16 protein-coding genes are annotated in these 16,637 nt (G+C 44.2%); 3 read left to right on the forward strand and 13 right to left on the reverse strand.

Annotated features, from left to right (window positions below):
- Positions 1 to 25: 25 nt before the first annotated feature.
- From A2W93_14880 to A2W93_14910, 7 genes are all read right to left on the reverse strand, one after another.
- The gene (locus A2W93_14880; GenBank protein ID OFY52621.1) at positions 26 to 2,326 is read right to left on the reverse strand and encodes a hypothetical protein; all 2,301 of its coding nucleotides are present in this window, start codon (positions 2,324 to 2,326) and stop codon (positions 26 to 28) included.
- Between the two features lie 83 nt (positions 2,327 to 2,409).
- Positions 2,410 to 2,592, reverse strand: a complete 183-nt coding sequence (locus tag A2W93_14885; GenBank protein ID OFY52622.1) for a hypothetical protein — start codon at positions 2,590 to 2,592, stop codon at positions 2,410 to 2,412.
- Positions 2,593 to 2,602: 10 nt separating this feature from the next.
- Entirely contained in the window at positions 2,603 to 3,268 is a 666-nt protein-coding gene (locus A2W93_14890) for a phosphatidylserine decarboxylase (protein OFY52623.1), read from the reverse strand.
- Positions 3,268 to 4,122 carry a hypothetical protein gene (locus A2W93_14895; protein ID OFY52624.1) on the reverse strand — a complete coding sequence of 285 codons (855 nt, stop codon included), beginning with the start codon at positions 4,120 to 4,122 and terminating at the stop codon, positions 3,268 to 3,270. The genes A2W93_14890 and A2W93_14895 overlap by 1 nt, the downstream gene beginning before the upstream one ends.
- Before the next feature lie 10 nt (positions 4,123 to 4,132).
- A complete protein-coding gene (locus A2W93_14900) occupies positions 4,133 to 4,774 on the reverse strand; it encodes a hypothetical protein (GenBank protein ID OFY52625.1) in 642 nt (213 codons plus the stop codon).
- Positions 4,771 to 6,852 (reverse strand): hypothetical protein, encoded by a 2,082-nt coding sequence (locus A2W93_14905; protein OFY52626.1) that lies wholly within the window; start codon positions 6,850 to 6,852, stop codon positions 4,771 to 4,773. Before A2W93_14905 ends, A2W93_14900 begins: the two co-directional genes overlap by 4 nt.
- A 24-nt stretch (positions 6,853 to 6,876) precedes the next feature.
- Complete coding sequence (locus A2W93_14910; protein OFY52627.1) at positions 6,877 to 7,230, reverse strand: ribosome silencing factor; 354 nt, start codon at positions 7,228 to 7,230, stop codon at positions 6,877 to 6,879.
- A 53-nt stretch (positions 7,231 to 7,283) separates the two neighbouring features.
- Here A2W93_14910 and A2W93_14915 point away from each other — a divergent pair, with 53 nt between their 5' ends.
- Positions 7,284 to 8,072 carry a biotin--[acetyl-CoA-carboxylase] ligase gene (locus tag A2W93_14915; protein OFY52628.1) on the forward strand — a complete coding sequence of 263 codons (789 nt, stop codon included), beginning with the start codon at positions 7,284 to 7,286 and terminating at the stop codon, positions 8,070 to 8,072.
- 414 nt (positions 8,073 to 8,486) lie between these two features.
- On the opposite strand, the gene A2W93_14920 is transcribed toward A2W93_14915, so the two are convergent.
- Positions 8,487 to 8,696 (reverse strand): hypothetical protein, encoded by a 210-nt coding sequence (locus A2W93_14920; GenBank protein OFY52629.1) that lies wholly within the window; start codon positions 8,694 to 8,696, stop codon positions 8,487 to 8,489.
- Between the two features lies 1 nt (position 8,697).
- On the opposite strand from A2W93_14920, the gene A2W93_14925 reads away from it, so the two are divergent.
- The gene (locus A2W93_14925) at positions 8,698 to 9,408 is read left to right on the forward strand and encodes a phosphonate ABC transporter ATP-binding protein (protein ID OFY52630.1); all 711 of its coding nucleotides are present in this window, start codon (positions 8,698 to 8,700) and stop codon (positions 9,406 to 9,408) included.
- Between the two features lie 206 nt (positions 9,409 to 9,614).
- Here A2W93_14925 and A2W93_14930 read toward each other — a convergent pair whose 3' ends face one another.
- From A2W93_14930 to A2W93_14950, 5 genes are all read right to left on the reverse strand, one after another.
- The gene (locus A2W93_14930) at positions 9,615 to 10,412 is read right to left on the reverse strand and encodes a hypothetical protein (GenBank protein OFY52631.1); all 798 of its coding nucleotides are present in this window, start codon (positions 10,410 to 10,412) and stop codon (positions 9,615 to 9,617) included.
- Between the two features lie 2 nt (positions 10,413 to 10,414).
- Entirely contained in the window at positions 10,415 to 11,302 is an 888-nt protein-coding gene (locus A2W93_14935; GenBank protein ID OFY52632.1) for an ABC transporter ATP-binding protein, read from the reverse strand.
- 158 nt (positions 11,303 to 11,460) lie between these two features.
- Positions 11,461 to 12,603, reverse strand: a complete 1,143-nt coding sequence (locus tag A2W93_14940) for a hypothetical protein (GenBank protein ID OFY52633.1) — start codon at positions 12,601 to 12,603, stop codon at positions 11,461 to 11,463.
- The gene (locus A2W93_14945) at positions 12,575 to 13,699 is read right to left on the reverse strand and encodes a hypothetical protein (GenBank protein ID OFY52634.1); all 1,125 of its coding nucleotides are present in this window, start codon (positions 13,697 to 13,699) and stop codon (positions 12,575 to 12,577) included. The genes A2W93_14940 and A2W93_14945 overlap by 29 nt, the downstream gene beginning before the upstream one ends.
- 530 nt (positions 13,700 to 14,229) lie before the next feature.
- Entirely contained in the window at positions 14,230 to 16,434 is a 2,205-nt protein-coding gene (locus A2W93_14950) for a hypothetical protein (GenBank protein ID OFY52635.1), read from the reverse strand.
- Between A2W93_14950 and A2W93_14955 the strand changes: the two genes are divergently transcribed.
- Complete coding sequence (locus tag A2W93_14955) at positions 16,394 to 16,636, forward strand: hypothetical protein (GenBank protein OFY52636.1); 243 nt, start codon at positions 16,394 to 16,396, stop codon at positions 16,634 to 16,636. The genes A2W93_14950 and A2W93_14955 overlap by 41 nt on opposite strands.
- The last annotated feature ends 1 nt before the right edge of the window (position 16,637 follow it).

Genomic DNA, 16,637 nt, shown 5'->3' on the forward strand with positions numbered 1-16,637 from the left:
CAATTCAGTTTTCATTGGCAATGAGCTATTTTTTCTTCCCCAGATTCTTAAAGAAATCCGCTACACCCCATTGCTCAAGGTAGCCGAAATGCCACAACAAGATTGTTGCCATCACTACAAGAATGAAGAAAATTACAATGATGGGAATCCATGGATTGCGTTTCTTTTTGAAAGGATCAATCAGATTCAGCTTCGAATTTTCGGGCAGCGAAGCGAGGTGGGTGAGGGTGCGACCGAAAATAATATTGATGGTCAGGCGCGCATTGATGGCCCAGCCATTGGCATCGAGCACATGTGCCAGATTGCGTTTGCGCAGCTTCAAAAAAGCCAGTATCATCGAAGGCAACGAAATGGTGAGCATCAACCCGATAAGTGCCAGCGGAATTTGCCACCATTCAAGTGAAAGAAATCCGGAAAGGATGGCCAGTAATATAGATCCGATGGCGCTCAGTGCAATGCTTAATGCCGCGAAAATACCAGCAAATTTTCCGATATCAAAAGGTGGTGCAGCAGGTGTTGCCGGAGAACCTGGTAGCGGAGCTGGAGCGGTTGGGGCCGGGGCTGGAGCGGCCGGCGCGTTAGCTGCGGTTGTAAGATGGGTGTCGGCCTGCACAATGCCTTGTTCAACTTTGCCCATATTCTTTTCTTCCATCGATTTTTCTTTCGAAGCAGCCATTTTTTCAATTTGCTTCGAAATGAATTTCGACAGTTTTTTGTAAGGCGACCAGAAAGCTTGCTTAATGCTAATCGGGTTATCAAGGATATTTACGATTGTTGCATCCCAGTCCTGGCCTTTGCGATCGTAGAAAATGGCGTTGCGCCCCACCGTAATATCATCGTTGTCGCCGTCGGTGAGGGCTGCTACGATGGTCATTTTTTCACCACGCGTGCGCGAAATGCAATCGCAATAAATCAGGCAAATGCCGCTGCCTCCGGCCATTGTATTATGCTTGGGCATATCTGTAACCTTGACGCATAAATCGCAGCAGCGCTGATCAATGTACAGCTCTCCAGCCTGAAATATGGCTTTGATGCCCGGTTGGTAGAAATCGCTGAAGTTGACATAATTGCGAAGCAGCGTGTGCAGATCGCGGTAATAGCGCACCAGCTGGTCAACTTTAATAATATTGTTGGCTTCGGTTTCGAGTTTCATATCCTCTGCTACAACGTTCAGCAGCGCTTCTTTCAGATTTTTCTGCAAGATATCCGCTATGGTTTCAGCACCGAGTTGCTCAACATCAGCACCTTTTTTATCGGCCTGCCATTGTTCGTATGCTGCAAATTTCTGAGGCAGTGATTGCCATTCAACGAGTGTAAGTTCGTTTTTTTGACCAAAAAGCCCTTTTACAACAAGCTCGTTGAATGTTGTCATTGCTTCTCCCCATGCCGGATTGATGCCTTCTGACAGCGGCAGGTTTTTGGTGTTATTCATTTTGGCCACTGGCAAAGCCGCAATTTCGCTCAGACTTTGGGCCAGATTTTTCGGGCTGATGGCCTCATATTGTGCCAATTGAGCATTTAGCACTTCGGCCGAAGCAGGATCATATTCCGCTAAGCGGCAACGTAGAAAATAGTCATCGATTTTATCCTGAACAACTTTAAAAGCTTCGAGTGCTGAAGCCGTGTTATCACCGAAAGGAAGAATCTCTGCCTGATTGGTTTTTGCAACCAGTTGCCAGGTATTGTAATCTTCGCATTTCTGAAAGAAATCCTCTATCAACTCAGTGTCAATGCCGGGTTTACCGTTGCGGTCATCTTTCGATCCGAGACAAATAATAATGTTTTCAATCAGGGTTTTCAGATCTGTATCGTCGGCAGAATAGGCTGTAATAATGCCATCGCCGTTGAATTTTGTATCGGCAAAAATGCCTTTGGTGTCTGATGTTTCTTCGACGGTGATATCAGTCTGACCTTCTTTGCCGAGGTTTTTCAGAATCTGCCGGGCGGAGGCCAGCAATTCTTTTCCTTCGTCGGTAGAGTTATTGATTGAATCAAGAGGGAGCTTTTGGCGGTCTTCAAGCAGCTCATCCGGATTTTTCAAAACTGAGGTTATCCATTTTCCGGCAGCAATTATTTCCGGTACGCGTATGCGGCCATCGTCGTCGTAATCGATCAGGCCGAGCGTTTTATCGTCGATTTCAAGACCCGAAACCGGGCTGCTGAGCGCGGTCCAAAGTTTCTGATCGAGCGTATCGAGCATCGCAATGTCTTTGCCAGACACAATGTTTACACGATTGACTCCTCCCACGCGTGAAAATTGCCAGATATGCTCAGGTTCGCCGTTCTTAATGATTCTTGCGATGCGTTTTGCTGGATTTATGGCCATGGTCGTAGTACTTTTAGATGAAATATAATTGCAAAATACTGGTTGATTGAGGGTTCTTTAATTAACTCAGAAAATCTTGATTGTTACGACATTCCACCGTTCCGGCTGTTAATAGCACCTCGCAGGGCCCGAAACCCTGCGAGCGGTGTGGTTCGGCCGGAACATGGAACCGTCGTAACAACACAAAAAACAACGGTTCCATGTCCTTCGGCTCCGTTGGTGCCTTCGGACGGTGGAATGTTGTTTATTGTGAGTTTTGAATGCATGAATTCCGGGTTATTTCAGTTCAGCAAGAATACTTTTACAGCCAGTCACTTTTTCGCCGGTTTTCACTTTTATGATTGAACTGACAGGTATAATATGATCGACGCGGCTGCCGAAACGGATAAAACCAAGCTCATCGCCGGCTTTGACTTTTTGGTCAGGTTCAAGAAATGTTATTACCCTTCGGGCAGCAGCTCCGGCAATCTGACGAACAATAATTTGTTTGCCTTGTTCAGTCAGAATAACGGTTTCACTCTGCTCATTTTCCAACGAAGCTTTCGGCTTTATTGCCATGAGGTGCAAGCCATTGCGGTGTTCAACTGAAGTAATGGTTCCGGTTATTGGAACATAGTTTAAGTGTACAGAATAGATGCTCATAAACACAGAAATCTGTATGGCTTCGCCTTCAGGAAATCGGTCGGTTTTGATTTTTTCAATCACCACCACTTTACCGTCGGCAGACGAAAAAACAGACTCAGGTGAAGCTTCCGGCAAGGTTCGTTTTGGGTATCGAAAAAACGATAACACCCAGAAACAAATGATGGCAAGCACCCCTAAAATTGCGCAAATAACCCCGAAAAGCTGGAAGGGTACAAACATGATCACCATCAGGGCAATTGTCCCTAGAATGATAACAGTCCAATTTACTATGTCTTTTCCCGCTGGGTGTGTTCTCATCAGATTTTATTTTCTAATATATTGATAATCAATAGAGTGATCCCAGCAAAAGGAGCCGCCACCAGCAAGCTGTCGATCCGGTCAAGAATGCCGCCATGGCCGGGAATGATGCTGCCCGAGTCTTTCACACCGGCTTCGCGCTTGAGTTTCGATTCGAGTAAATCGCCGATGGTGCCGCTCAGCACAATCACCAACGCAATAATGCCAAGCGAAATCATATCAAAATCAAAAAACATCTGGTTGATAATCAGCAAGGTAGATATTGTAAATATCAGTCCGCCGAAAAATCCTTCCCAGGTTTTGCCGGGCGAAATTCGTTCAACCAGTTTGTGTTTCCCAATCAGACTGCCGGTGATGTAGGCCATGGTGTCGTTTATCCAGATGGCAGCCAGTAAGACCAGCAGCCAGGGCAGGGAATCGGCAAAAACCGCATTCTGAATACCAATCATAAACATGAATGGTATCAGCAGGTAAATGATTGAAATGGAGAAAAATGACAAAAGTCCTCGCGCGGGTTTTTGTGATATTGTGCTTATTATCAATATTATAAATCCAAGTAAAAATGGAGAAAAGAAAAGCAGCGGAGTCAATGCTTCACTATCAAAATCGCTGTAAATAAGCGCCCGATCGGACAATGCAACTGTTATCAGCATGAATAAAGCACAGATAATGGACCAGATGACAAGCAAAACTCCGTGAATATCAGTCTGCAAAATCTTTTTCAATTCAACCAGACCAATAATCAGAAAAACGGTTAAAGCCACATAAAGCAGTGGCGACCACCAAAGACTTCCGGCGATGAGCAGACCGGCATAAACAACAGCCGACGCGGAGCGGGTGAGAAAATTCTTCATAATTGTTTGATTAATGAAGAAAAACGTAAACTTCCTTAGAACCGTGTGCGCCCATCACAATTTGTTTCTCAATATCAGCTGTTCGGCTTGGTCCGGTCACAAATGTAAGCTGGCTGGGGAATTCCTCGGTGTATTTTTCAGTGATGGACAGAATCGCTTCCTGAATGTCCGGGACAATTTGATCGATTTGAGCAACCACTATCAAAGCATCGTTGGTTGCAACGCCGCGACGTCCACAACTCAGAAAGCTGCTGAGCAGAATACTGCCGGTGCGGGCACAGAGATATTCACATTCAGTCATAACCACGGGAGTTGCCGGCAGGTCGGCCAGGTCGGTTAAAACCGCCGTTACACCGGTATTCACAAGCGACGACAGCTCGTCGTTGCTGCAATACACGCTCATATACCCTTTTTCGTTCAAGAGTGTGTTGATGGCAATTTTCAGTTCCTGACGGTTTTCTGAATAATAGAAAAAGCCGCCGGCATCGGTAAAGTTTTTTGCAAACTCAAATGGGATGGCCTGTTCAAACGGTTTGAAAGCGGCAACTTCCACATTGAGCTGTTCGGCATTGAGTTCGGTTTTATTGATCAGCGCATTGCGGATGCGTTTGAGCACCTTCTCGCGTAATTCAATATGTTCGAACTGCTTCATTCCTTAGGCGTATCGGAATTGTTATTTGTATCGTCATCAGCTGCTTCAGGAGTATCCTGTTTTTCACTTTCTGTTTTGGCTTCTTCGAGTTTATTGGCTTTGCGTTGCTCCAATTCACGGGTAGGCCATGGGCGCGGACCAAAAATCCGTTCAACATCTTCAGCAAAAATGACTTCTTTTTCGAGCAGCAATTTTGCCAGCTCAGACACTTTTTCCTTGTTGGCAATCAGTATATCCTTGGCCCGTTGATAGGCCGATTCAACAATTTTGCGAACTTCAACATCGATGGTTTCCGATGTTTTTTCGGAATATGGCTTTGTGAAATAGAATTCCTGCGAGCCGGATGAATCGAAATAGCTAATGTTTCCGATCACTTTGTTCAGTCCGAAATAAGCCACCGAAGCATAAGCCTGTTTGGTTACTTTTTCCAGATCGTTGAGTGCACCGGTGGACACCTGATTGAAATTGACTTCTTCGGAGGCACGGCCGCCGAGTGCAGAAGTGATTTCGTCATAAATCTGATCCCAGGTGGTTAGTGAGCGTTCCTCAGGCAGATACCAGGCGGCACCCAGCGCTTTACCACGTGGAATGATGGTGACTTTCACCAGCGGATGCGCATGTTGCAGCAACCAGCTCACCGAAGCGTGTCCGGCTTCGTGGTAGGCAATGGCTTTTTTCTCGTCAACAGAAATTATTTTGTTTCGCTTTTCAAGACCAGCAATAATGCGGTCTATGGCATCGAGGAAATCTTGTTTTTCAATTGCTTTTTTGCCGTTACGGGCTGCAATCAGTGCGGCTTCGTTACAAACGTTGGCAATGTCAGCGCCGCTGAATCCAGGGGTTTGTTTGGCTAAAAATTCAGTATTGACATCACTGGCCAATTTCAAAGGTTTTATGTGTACTCCGAAAATTTCATCGCGTTCATGCAAATCGGGGAGTTCGACATAAATAAGACGATCGAAACGTCCGGCGCGCATGAGGGCTTTATCGAGAATATCGGCGCGGTTGGTGGCTGCCAGAATAATCACACCGGCATTGGTTGAAAAGCCATCCATTTCGGTGAGCAACTGATTCAGCGTGTTTTCGCGCTCGTCGTTGGCTCCGGTAACATTCGCACGGCCACGGGCTCGCCCAATGGCATCGATTTCATCGATAAAAACAATGCAGGGAGCTTTTTCTTTGGCCTGGCGGAAAAGGTCGCGAACACGCGATGCACCAACGCCTACAAACATTTCAACAAAGTCGGATCCGCTGATTGAGAAGAACGGGACCTTGGCTTCGCCGGCCACAGCTTTGGCCAGCAATGTTTTTCCGGTACCCGGAGGGCCTACAAGGAGTACGCCTTTCGGTATTTTACCACCAAGACTGGTGTATTTTTTTGGGTTTTTCAGGAAATCAACTACTTCCACCACTTCGACTTTGGCTTCTTCGAGTCCGGCCACATCCTTGAATGTGATGGAGACCTGAGTATCCCTGTCGAACAACTGAGCTTTTGATTTTCCGACATTGAAAATCTGACCGCCGCCGCTGCCACGGTTCATCATGCGCATAAACAGGAACCAGATTCCTAACACAATGGCAATCGGCAAAATCCAGTTTACAAGGATAGTGCTGCCCCAGTTGGTACGTTCTTCAGGAACAACATTTACGTGACGGGTTTTTTCGAGTTCAGCAATTTGCTGCTGGTTTTTTCCCACAGTGTCTTTGGCAAAAATCCGGTCTTCGGCTATAGCCATTTGTGTCTGAAAACTTTCAGGCGACAGAAATTTCATGGTATAATGCGGTCCGAGATTGTCTTTGCCTTTGATAGCATCTTTGTAGCTGCTGTCGGAGGTAACAACGTCCTTCTTGATGTGGATTTCCGCAAATTCCTTATTGACGACCACAATTTTTTCGATGTGGTGTTTTGCCAGCATTTCGTTTTCGAATCGTTGCCACATGATTTCTTTGGGCTCCTGTGGCTCGGAACTAAAAAAGTACATTGCAAAGAATGCAATTGCCATTATGGCATAAATCCAATAGAAGTTGAATTTTTTCTTTGGACCTTGTAAAGGGTTTTCCTTGGGCTTATCTTTCATATTAAAGCTCTGTGATTCAGTTTGTTATACAGTTGTGATTTTTGCGTCGGCCCACAAATCCTCGAGCCGGAAAAATTCGCGCATGTCTTCTCTGAAAATGTGTGCCACGACATTACCGTAGTCCACCAATATCCATTCTGCATTGGCTAATCCTTCAACCTGAATTGGCTTGAAACCCTCTTCTTTCCTGAGTTCTCGAATGGAATTTTCGGCTATGCCCTGTGCCTGAACACCAGAAGTGCCATGACAGATGATGAAAAAATCGCAGACATTTTGTCCGGTCTCACGCATGTCGAGTACAAGAATATTCTGGGCTTTTTTCGACTTCAGTGCTTTTGTAAGTTTTGATACAAGCGGATCTTTAACAGTTTTTACCATTTAAACTTTGTAAATTTGTACAAAGTTAGTCAATTTGCCTTTACCTCAAACCGTTGGACACATCTCACCAAAAAATAATCATCATGAAAACCATATTTCACAGAAACGAGGTCGTCGAATCCACTAATCAGTGGGCTATGAGCCATATTAATGAAGTCTTAAATAATGAATTGCATATTTTTAGTGCTGCTTTTCAGTCGGCAGGACGTGGTCAGGGCGATCACACCTGGGAATCGGAATCGGGTGAAAATATTCTCATGAGCCTTTTGATGAAGAATCCTCCTGTAAAAGTGGCCGATCAGTTTTCGCTGAGTCAGGTTATTGCAGTGGCTGCTCACAATTATGTTTCAGCCGAATTGCCAGGTCAGGAAATCAGTATAAAATGGCCCAACGATATTATGGTCGATAGCCGCAAAATTGCCGGCATTCTCATCGAAAATTCGCTGAAAGGAAATGATATTTTAGCCACGGTGATTGGCATTGGTGTCAATGTGAACCAGATTCATTTTTCCGGTGATTTGCAGGCCGCTGTTTCACTTGAAATGATTGATGGCAAAAAACGCGATATAGAAACTGAAATCAATAAATTGACCGGTGCTTTTCTTACCAGTTATGAGAATTTCCTTGCGCTGGGTGCCGAAAAAACCTACTGGTCCTATGACGGACGCTTGTTTGGCATTGGCACCGAACAGAATTTTAAACTTGGCAACGATATTTTGAAATGCACCATACTTGGCTCTGAACACAACGGCCAGATGCGCCTGAAAATGCCCGATGGCAACGAAAAAAAATTCTATCACCACGAAATTGCCATGTGTTATAGGGAGGATTTGTTGATTTAAAGACGTTACACGTTACAATCGTTACACGTTACAATCGTTACAGACGTTACAGGGGTGACAATCGTGACAGAAGAAACAAGGTCAAGAACAAGGTCGAGGTCAAGAACAAGGTCGAGAACAAGGTCGAGGTCAAGAGGCGATGTCATCAAGAAAGCTGCGGAGCTCCATCAGTTGTGCCTCCGCCTCCGGAGTTTACTCCGCTGGAAGCGGAGGAGTAAATTCCAGCGCAAAATACATTAGCCGATTTATCACGTTTTACGTGATGGCAAGGCCTCGGGTAAAACGTGCGCAGCACCCGTAAAGGAGAGAAAGGTCAGGAACAAGGTTGAGAACAAGGTCAAGAACGAGATTGAGGTCAAGAACAAGGTCAAGAGGTTGATGGATTGTTGCGAAAAAATGAATTATCGGGCCACTTCATAAATATTCTGCTTCATTTTCCCAACGCCAGAATGTCGCCTCCGGCGACAATTTCGGGATGGGAAAACGCGCCCCCAGTGCGGCCTCAGCTAGACTGCCCCCAAAGATAATCCCCAAGTTGGAAATGCATAGAATTGTCGATTGCTGCTGAAAAACAATCTTTACGAGCAGCCAAAAAATATTACTTTTGCATCCAAAGCAAAACAAAATGGACGAAATTCAGGAAGTGACGCAGCCCGCAAAGGAAGTAAAGAATCTTGTTTCCATCGAAAACGCCGGTGTACGCCATGGCGACAATGTGATTCTTGAAAACGTTTCATTCAACATTGGGGCGGGAGAGTTCGTCTATTTTCTGGGCCGCACGGGCTCCGGCAAATCGAGTGTTATGAAAATGCTTTATGCGGATCTGCCTTTCGAAGGCGCTGTTGGAAACGTGCTGGGTTATGACCTTACAAAAATCCGTACACGCGAAATCCCGCATCTGAGGCGGAAAATGGGCATGGTCTTTCAGGATTTTCAATTACTGACCGACAGGAATGTGAGAGAGAATCTGTTGTTTGTGTTGCAGGCCACCGGCTGGAAAGATCGTGAAGCTATGGATTCGCGCATCGACAGCGTGCTTGCGAGCGTCGGTCTTGAAAACAAAAAAGACAAAATGCCGCATCAGCTCTCTGGCGGCGAGCAACAGAAAGTTGTGATTGCACGCGCCTTGCTCAACGATCCAGAATTGCTGCTCGTGGATGAACCCACAGGAAACCTCGATCCACAGTCGTCAGAAGAAGTGTTGAACACGCTTGTTGAATTAAAAAAATCTGGCAAAGCCATTGTCATGGCCACACACGATATGCTCGTCATGGAAAAATATCCTTCCAGAATTCTCTGGTTCGCCGACGGAAAAGTTACGGATAATAAAGAGTAGGGTAAAGTCACGCGTCAGAGTCACGCGTCAGAGTCACGCGCGCCCAGATAATATCTTTTTATTGCGGCCGAAACCATGGAATGTCGCTTGAGGAGTCAATTTTAAGACAGCCTCCAATAAAAGTATCAGAAAATAATGCTTAAATATTCTGCTGTATAATTCATGTTGGAATTATTTTATCAGACGTATTTTCAAATGAGTTAAACTTATTTTTTAGCGTATCCGGTTTTCAGCATCCATTGGTTCAGTCCAATAAACAGCGTGGTATACACAACGCAGACTCCGGCATTAATCATCAGAAAATCCTGACTGGCACTCAACCCAACCAGCTCCCTGAACGGGTTGGGAATCATATTACCCATTACATTCATTGGCAGGAAATCGGAAATCTGATCGGGCAGATAATAGGTGACAACATTTTCGATTATTAAGCTGTAGGCAAGCAGAATGGTAATCACCAGTCCTGATTTTTTTATCCATGTGCTGAGGAAATAGGCGAAATTCAGGTACAGAAACAAGGTGACAAAATAAGCGAACGTGTATTCAAGTCCGGTGACAACACCAATGTTTCCGAAGTTTTTTCCAAAAAGGAGCGTTGTTGCAAGGTATATGAAAACAGACAACAGGCTCAGAAGCAGAATCACGAGTTCTTTCGCCCAAATGATTTCCCACTTGCTCATTCCGTCAATAATATTCTGGCGAAGGGTTCGGTAGTTGTATTCGTTTATAACAAGTGTAATAACAATAACTGCCAGAAGGATTTTGAACAGACTTGCCATGTAGGCCATATTGTGCCAGATTCCAGGGAAGCTGAACACCGACATGCCTCCCAGCAGCATTTTTCCGATAGATGAATTATCGCCGCTGTTCACATTCATTGAATTGACAATACCATCCAGTGCCAGTGCCGACAAGGCAAACAGGAACACATACAAACCAAACATGATCCAGACCGTCCGGTTGTAGAGTATTTTATTGAGTTCTATTCTGAGTAGCCGCATCATAATTAATTTGTGATTTCCAAAAACTGCATTTCAAGGTTTTTCCGTTTACTGGCGAGGTGAGTCAGTATGATTCCTTTTTCAAAAAGGAATTTATTAATGTTCTCATTTGAAATTTCAGACGAAAACGTCACAATAAATTTATCCAGTTCCTTTTTGACATCAGTAACTGTGTTCAGCTCTTTAAGCGCATTGTGCAAAGAATCCATGTTGGCAGCCTGTACCTCTACAATATAACCGCTGCCGAGTAATTCGGACACCCGGCCCTGAACAAGTAATTCACCTTTTTTAATAATTGCCACATCGGTGCAGATTTTTTCAACTTCATCCAGCATGTGGCTGGCCATAATGATGGTGAGTCCCTGGGCCGATGCATTCTGAATCAGCTCCCTGATTTCGTAGATTCCCTGCGGGTCGAGGCCATTGGTTGGTTCATCCAGAATAAGGACCTCGGGATTGCCAAGCAGCGCTGCAGCAATCGAAAGGCGTTGTTTCATCCCGAGTGAATAATATTTAAACTTGTCGTTTTTCCGGTCGAAAAGATTCACAATTTTCAAAACCCTTTCGATGTCCGAATAGGGAACTTCTTTGATGTCGGCAGAGATTCTTAGATTTTTTTCAGCAGAGAGATAGCCGTAGAAATTGGGCGTTTCGAGAATTGAGCCGATTCTTTTCCGCAATTGATACGAAGGTTCCTGACCGAACCATTTAAAGCTTCCGGAGGTTTGCGGAACGACATCGAGCAAGATGCCAAGCGTAGTGGTTTTGCCACTGCCATTGGGGCCGAGAATGCCGTAAACACAACCCTTCCGGACGTCCAGCGACAGATTGCTGACTGCATTCAGTTTCCCAAATTGCTTTGATAAACTGGTGGTGGTTAATACTGATTCCATTGGTTGACTTCAGGTGAATTTGAGTAAAACAGCAATCACTGTTTCAGGACAAAAATACAGAACATTTTACAAGTACGAAGTACAAAATTTCAAAGTATTAAAAGCAATTTTCATTGCTTTTTGTTTTGAAAAACGAATATTAAAGAGTCGAACCACGGCTAAAAAACGAATTCAATCAATTTCTTCACATTGTGTTGATTCGAAAAGCCGTTTCCAATCAGAATTTTTTTACGCTGCTCCAGGGTAGCCGCTGAAATTTCCTGCTTCCCAAGTTTAATAATCATCAATTTCATTTCGGCAGGACTATCGGCAATGTGGCACAGTTCCTCGATTCCGGTATTTTGCACCATGGGTGTATTCACCAGCAAATGCCGGCCTTCGTGCAATGCCAGTAGCAGCTTGAGTTTGATGCCGGTTGCCTGAAAAGTCGGGAGAATATTTATTTGCGCCTCGGCAACCAGACGCGAAAAATCGTCGGTACCCAAATTATCTTTCAGCTCAATATGATTGTATTTTTTTACGGCGGCCCGCAGTTCCTTGCTCGGTTTATTTCCGGCAATTACCAGCGGATAATCGAGATTGCTGAACACTTCGTTCACAAGATATAGCGCAGCGCGGTTGTTTTCGCTCACATCGAGGCTGCCATGATAAAGCGCAAAGGAGCCCAGTCCGTGTTGAATGTTTATCTTCTCAGATGGATGAAAGGCGCTTACAGTGCAGATATTGGAGTTGATTTGCGAAAAGTGCAACTCATCATTTTTAGATATTGTGAGAATTCCGGCTGCATATGAAAGATTTTTTTCAAAACGCTTCAGCTTGCGCGACTCACTCTGAAAATACAGCATTTTAAGCGGATCCGATTCGGCCTGGGCAAGTCCGTTATAATATTCATGCTCGATATTGTGAGTTCGAACAAATAGTTTCTTATGGGCAAGCGTAGGATGCGCAAGATACATGCAGGTATGGATTCCTTCGAACAGCACAGGATGCGCATCGGCAGCCAGTCGCTTCAAAAGCTCATCCGACGAACGTGAAACTACAATAAAAGGTTTCGATGATAAAATTCCGGTTTTATTGTTATTGCGCGGATAATAAAACACCTTATCGCAGAGCGCATTCAGAGCCGATTCGCGCTTACGTCCGCCATACTGAAAATTATGCAGAATAATCTTCACGCCTTCACGATGCAAAGCTTCCAGTTTGTAATACACATCAATGGCACCGCCGTAATTGGCAGGGTAGGGAATATCGAAGGAGACGATATGGAGCTTTTTATCCGAGGTATTCGCGTAATTTTTCATTCAATTCTCTTGATTCATTTTCCCAGCACAGTATCGCAGATACTTTCGACGAATTATTTTTCCATTCGTTTAATTGCGCCTCGTCCGATATCATTTTATTCACAGTTGCTGCCAGCGCATCAGGGTCCGAACTTGCTGTCACAGTGCCGACTGCATAAGTATTGACAATTTTGGCCACTTCAACCAGATTGGTACACATCACGGCAATGCCGGCCTGAATGTAGTCGAAAATTTTATTTGGCAGGCTGAAGCGATAGTTGATGTTGGTGTCTTTATCGAGCGTCAGGCCAATGTCTGCAGCCATGGTATATTGCATCAGATATTCGCGATTCATAGGCGCCATGGTGATTACTTTGTCCTGCAGCTTTTCATCAGCTACCATTTTTTGAATCACCGGAAACACATCACCACCTCCAATAATGAGCAGCAGTGCGCCTTCGACTTGTTTCATAGCCAGCACCATTTCTTCTACACCGCGATCGATGTTGATACCACGACCCTGGACCAGCAGAATTTTTTTGTCATTCGGTAGTCCAAGTTCAGCGCGGGTTTTCGGATTTTTTATTGTATTTCGCAGCGGCACATTGCGTACCACAAGCACCGGAATATTGTATTCTTTTCTGAATAAATCAGCGATGGAATCATTCACGGTGATCATGAACGGAAGCTTAGGCACAATGCGACTTTCGATGCGTTTCCAGAATTTCTGCACGCGTGGTCTTCCTTCAAGTTCGGGCACGCCGGTGAAATATTCGTGGCTATCGAAAACAAGTTTCTTTCCTTTCAGTTTTGTTGCCAGGCGGCTTGCCCAGAGGGTATCGAGGTCATTGGCCCACACAGCATCGAAGCGTGAAAAGAGCAAACGGAAGAATAAATGAACATTGAATACTGCATAAAATGCAGGTCCTTTGCGGAAAGGCAACCTCATGCGAATGCAGCTGTATGGCCGCGCGGGCATCGGGAGACTGTCGGGCAGGCGCCGCCCGATGAGTGTGACATCGTAGCCCATTTCATGCATCAACATACAGGAGCGATGCACCCGTTGGTCAGTCACAAGATCATTGATTACCGCTGAAATTATTTTCATCGATGACAAAATTAGCCAAAAATTCCGTGACACGCCAAAAACGTGGAAAGAGGTGATGTAATATAATTGGTGCAAGACGGGAGGCAGCTGGGCTATACCCTGTATCTTTCGATACAATTTTTCTCCATTTCATTTCGAAAAATCACTCAAGATGACAGGGCTGGGAAGATAGCTCCAACCGTGCTGTCATCCTGAGACCCGCGTGTAGTCATTCTGACATTACGCGACAAGCACCAGCAAAACGCGTTTTGCAACCTGTCACGATAGCTATCGTGAAAAAAATGACACTTTAAGTCGCTGTCATCCTGTTCCGATAGCCATCGGAATTCGCTCCTTTAGCGCTTCTTGCGAATTAGCTTGCGAAGTATCGAAGGAGACAGCGAAGGTCAACAGAAGTAGTGTCTGAAGTATAAAATGAGATCCCGGTTGTGCAAGCATAGACGAAACACAGACTGCGACCGGGAACTTAACGTTCACTTCTGTTGAATTTTCAAAAATCACTTACATGAAATAGCTATAGACAAGCTGACAGCTGATTCCTACATTTTCGTCCGGGTAAACAAACCTGCTTCAATACTGTAGGTTTTCTTTCCGGCAACTGCCGTACTGAAGCCGCCGTTGAAATTAGTCACAGAAGTATAAATACAGGGCACAACGATATTTCCATATTTATCAATAAAGCCCCATTTGCCATTGATTTTGACAGCCGCATAACCTTCTGAAAAATTCTCAACTTCATCACAAATAATTTTACTTACTTCAACACCGCGTGAGTTGCAGAAGCCCCATTTGCCATCCTTTTGCACTGCTGCCATGTCGTCGGAAAAATTATTCACGAAATCATATTTGTAATCGATGATTGTTTTGCCTGCACTGTCCATAATGCCCCACCGGCCATTTTTGCTGGCTTTTGTGGTGCCATCACGAAAGATCCCGATTTCATCAAATTCCAAAGGAATAATCACATTATTTTCGGCATCGATAAATCCAGTCTTTCCTTCACGCGTGGCAACTGCAGTTTGAATTTCGCTGAAATCACTGATGTACGAATATTCTACAGGAATACTTGCCTCTCCATCGAGATTCAGGTATCCATACAATTTTCCTTTTCGCACTTTATACCAAATCGGATTGTAATTGTAAGACTCCGGATCAGTTGAATATTTAGGAACCATTTCATCGTAAATAAAAGGAACTACCTCATTTCCTTTCATATCGATGAGTCCGTATTTTCCATCCATCTGCGCAATTGCAATGCTGTAATAGCTGAATGATTCTGCATAATCGAATTTCAATGGAATCACTTCCTCGCCAATACCATTGATAAAACCATATTTGCTATCCAGACTCACCAGTGCCAAGCCACTGTAAAATTCGCTGATTTCATCGTAGTTGACATTTATTTTCTCACCTTTATAATTTATCAGCGAATATTTTTCACCATCGTAAAAATAGGTCACATCCGATTCCGTGAATGATCCGCAATATGAGTATTCAACTGGTATTACAACATTGCCTTTAAAATCAATAAAGCCGGTGTAATCACCCTTATTAACCTGCAAAAGATCATGCCCGGCGTAATAATAATAATCGTATTTCCCAACAGGAATTACCTCGTTGCCGCTTTTATCCATTATCCAGTTTTCTCCATCGCGCGAAACAATGCAAATGTCATTATAGAAAACTGAAACACTCTCGTTTTCGTAAGGAAGAATGACTTTTCCGTTACCATCAATCAAACCAACATAGTTATCCTTGGAGGCACAGTACAGGCCGAATTCGCGAGCTTCTATCCAATCGTATTCAACCGGAAGGATTTCTTTTCCACTGTTAAGAAAAAGTCCGCTCATTTCTGCATCAGCATTATAAATCAGCAAATGTGATTTCGAAATCCGGCGAATTTCAGTGTATAATTCAGGAATGACTTCCTGTCCATCAAGTCCAATAGCACCCCACGAATAATCAGAACTGACGAGGGCTACACCATTTTCGAACAACGAGTTCATAATGTATTTTGCAGGAACAATTTCCTTTCCTGATTTGTCAATAAAACCGGTTAATCCATTGTCGTTAAATGCAGCACGGCCTTCACTAAACGAAGACACAGAGCCGAATTTGAGTGGAATTATTTCTTTTCCGCTATTATCAATAAAGCCCCATTTTTCATCGAGCATCACTGCGGCTACACCTTCGTGGAAGTCTCCGGCATCGTGATAGCGCGGCTGAACGACAATGTCTCCTTTTTTATTAATATAACCAATCAGGTTGTCTTCTGTAAAATAGGCCATGCCTTCCGAAAACTTGTTGAGGTGAGGAAATCGGGGGCTGGTCAAAATTTTACCTTTGGTTGTCATCAATCCGTATTGACCATCTTCGCCATACTGAATCATGCCTTCATTCATAGGCATGCAGTATTTGTAAATGAATGGAACCACAATGTTGCCCGCTGTATCGATGCAGCCCGACCCACTTTCCTTTTTGCCAAAAATGAGACCTTCAGTAACATCGCTGTTTACCAGAAAATCAATTTTAATGCGTTGATTCCCTTTGATATCGATGAAACCGCGATAATCTTCATTTTCGACATAGGCAAATCCTTCGCTAAAGCTATTTGCCACATCGTAAATGGAAGGAATGACGGTGGAGCCGTTTCCATCAATGAAACCGTATTTGTAAGTCATATAATCCTGTGAAGGAATAAGCGTGTCTTTCTGGCCGTTAGCTGCAGAAGGCTGTACGAGCATTAATGTTGCAAAGACCACTGAAGCAAAAAGCGCGATATATTTCATTGATTTTTTCTTCAAATGTATTAATGTTTTTGTTGCCGGAATGAGCCGGGCCAAAAATAAAAGTCAAAACTTTATTAAAATGGAGGCTGTAACCCTCGAAGGGTTTCAAACCCTTCGAGGGTTAGTTTATCAAATTGCCGAATTTTTGTATTTTTGAA

This window comes from Bacteroidetes bacterium GWF2_43_63, from assembly GCA_001769275.1.
Classification (GTDB): domain Bacteria; phylum Bacteroidota; class Bacteroidia; order Bacteroidales; family DTU049; genus GWF2-43-63.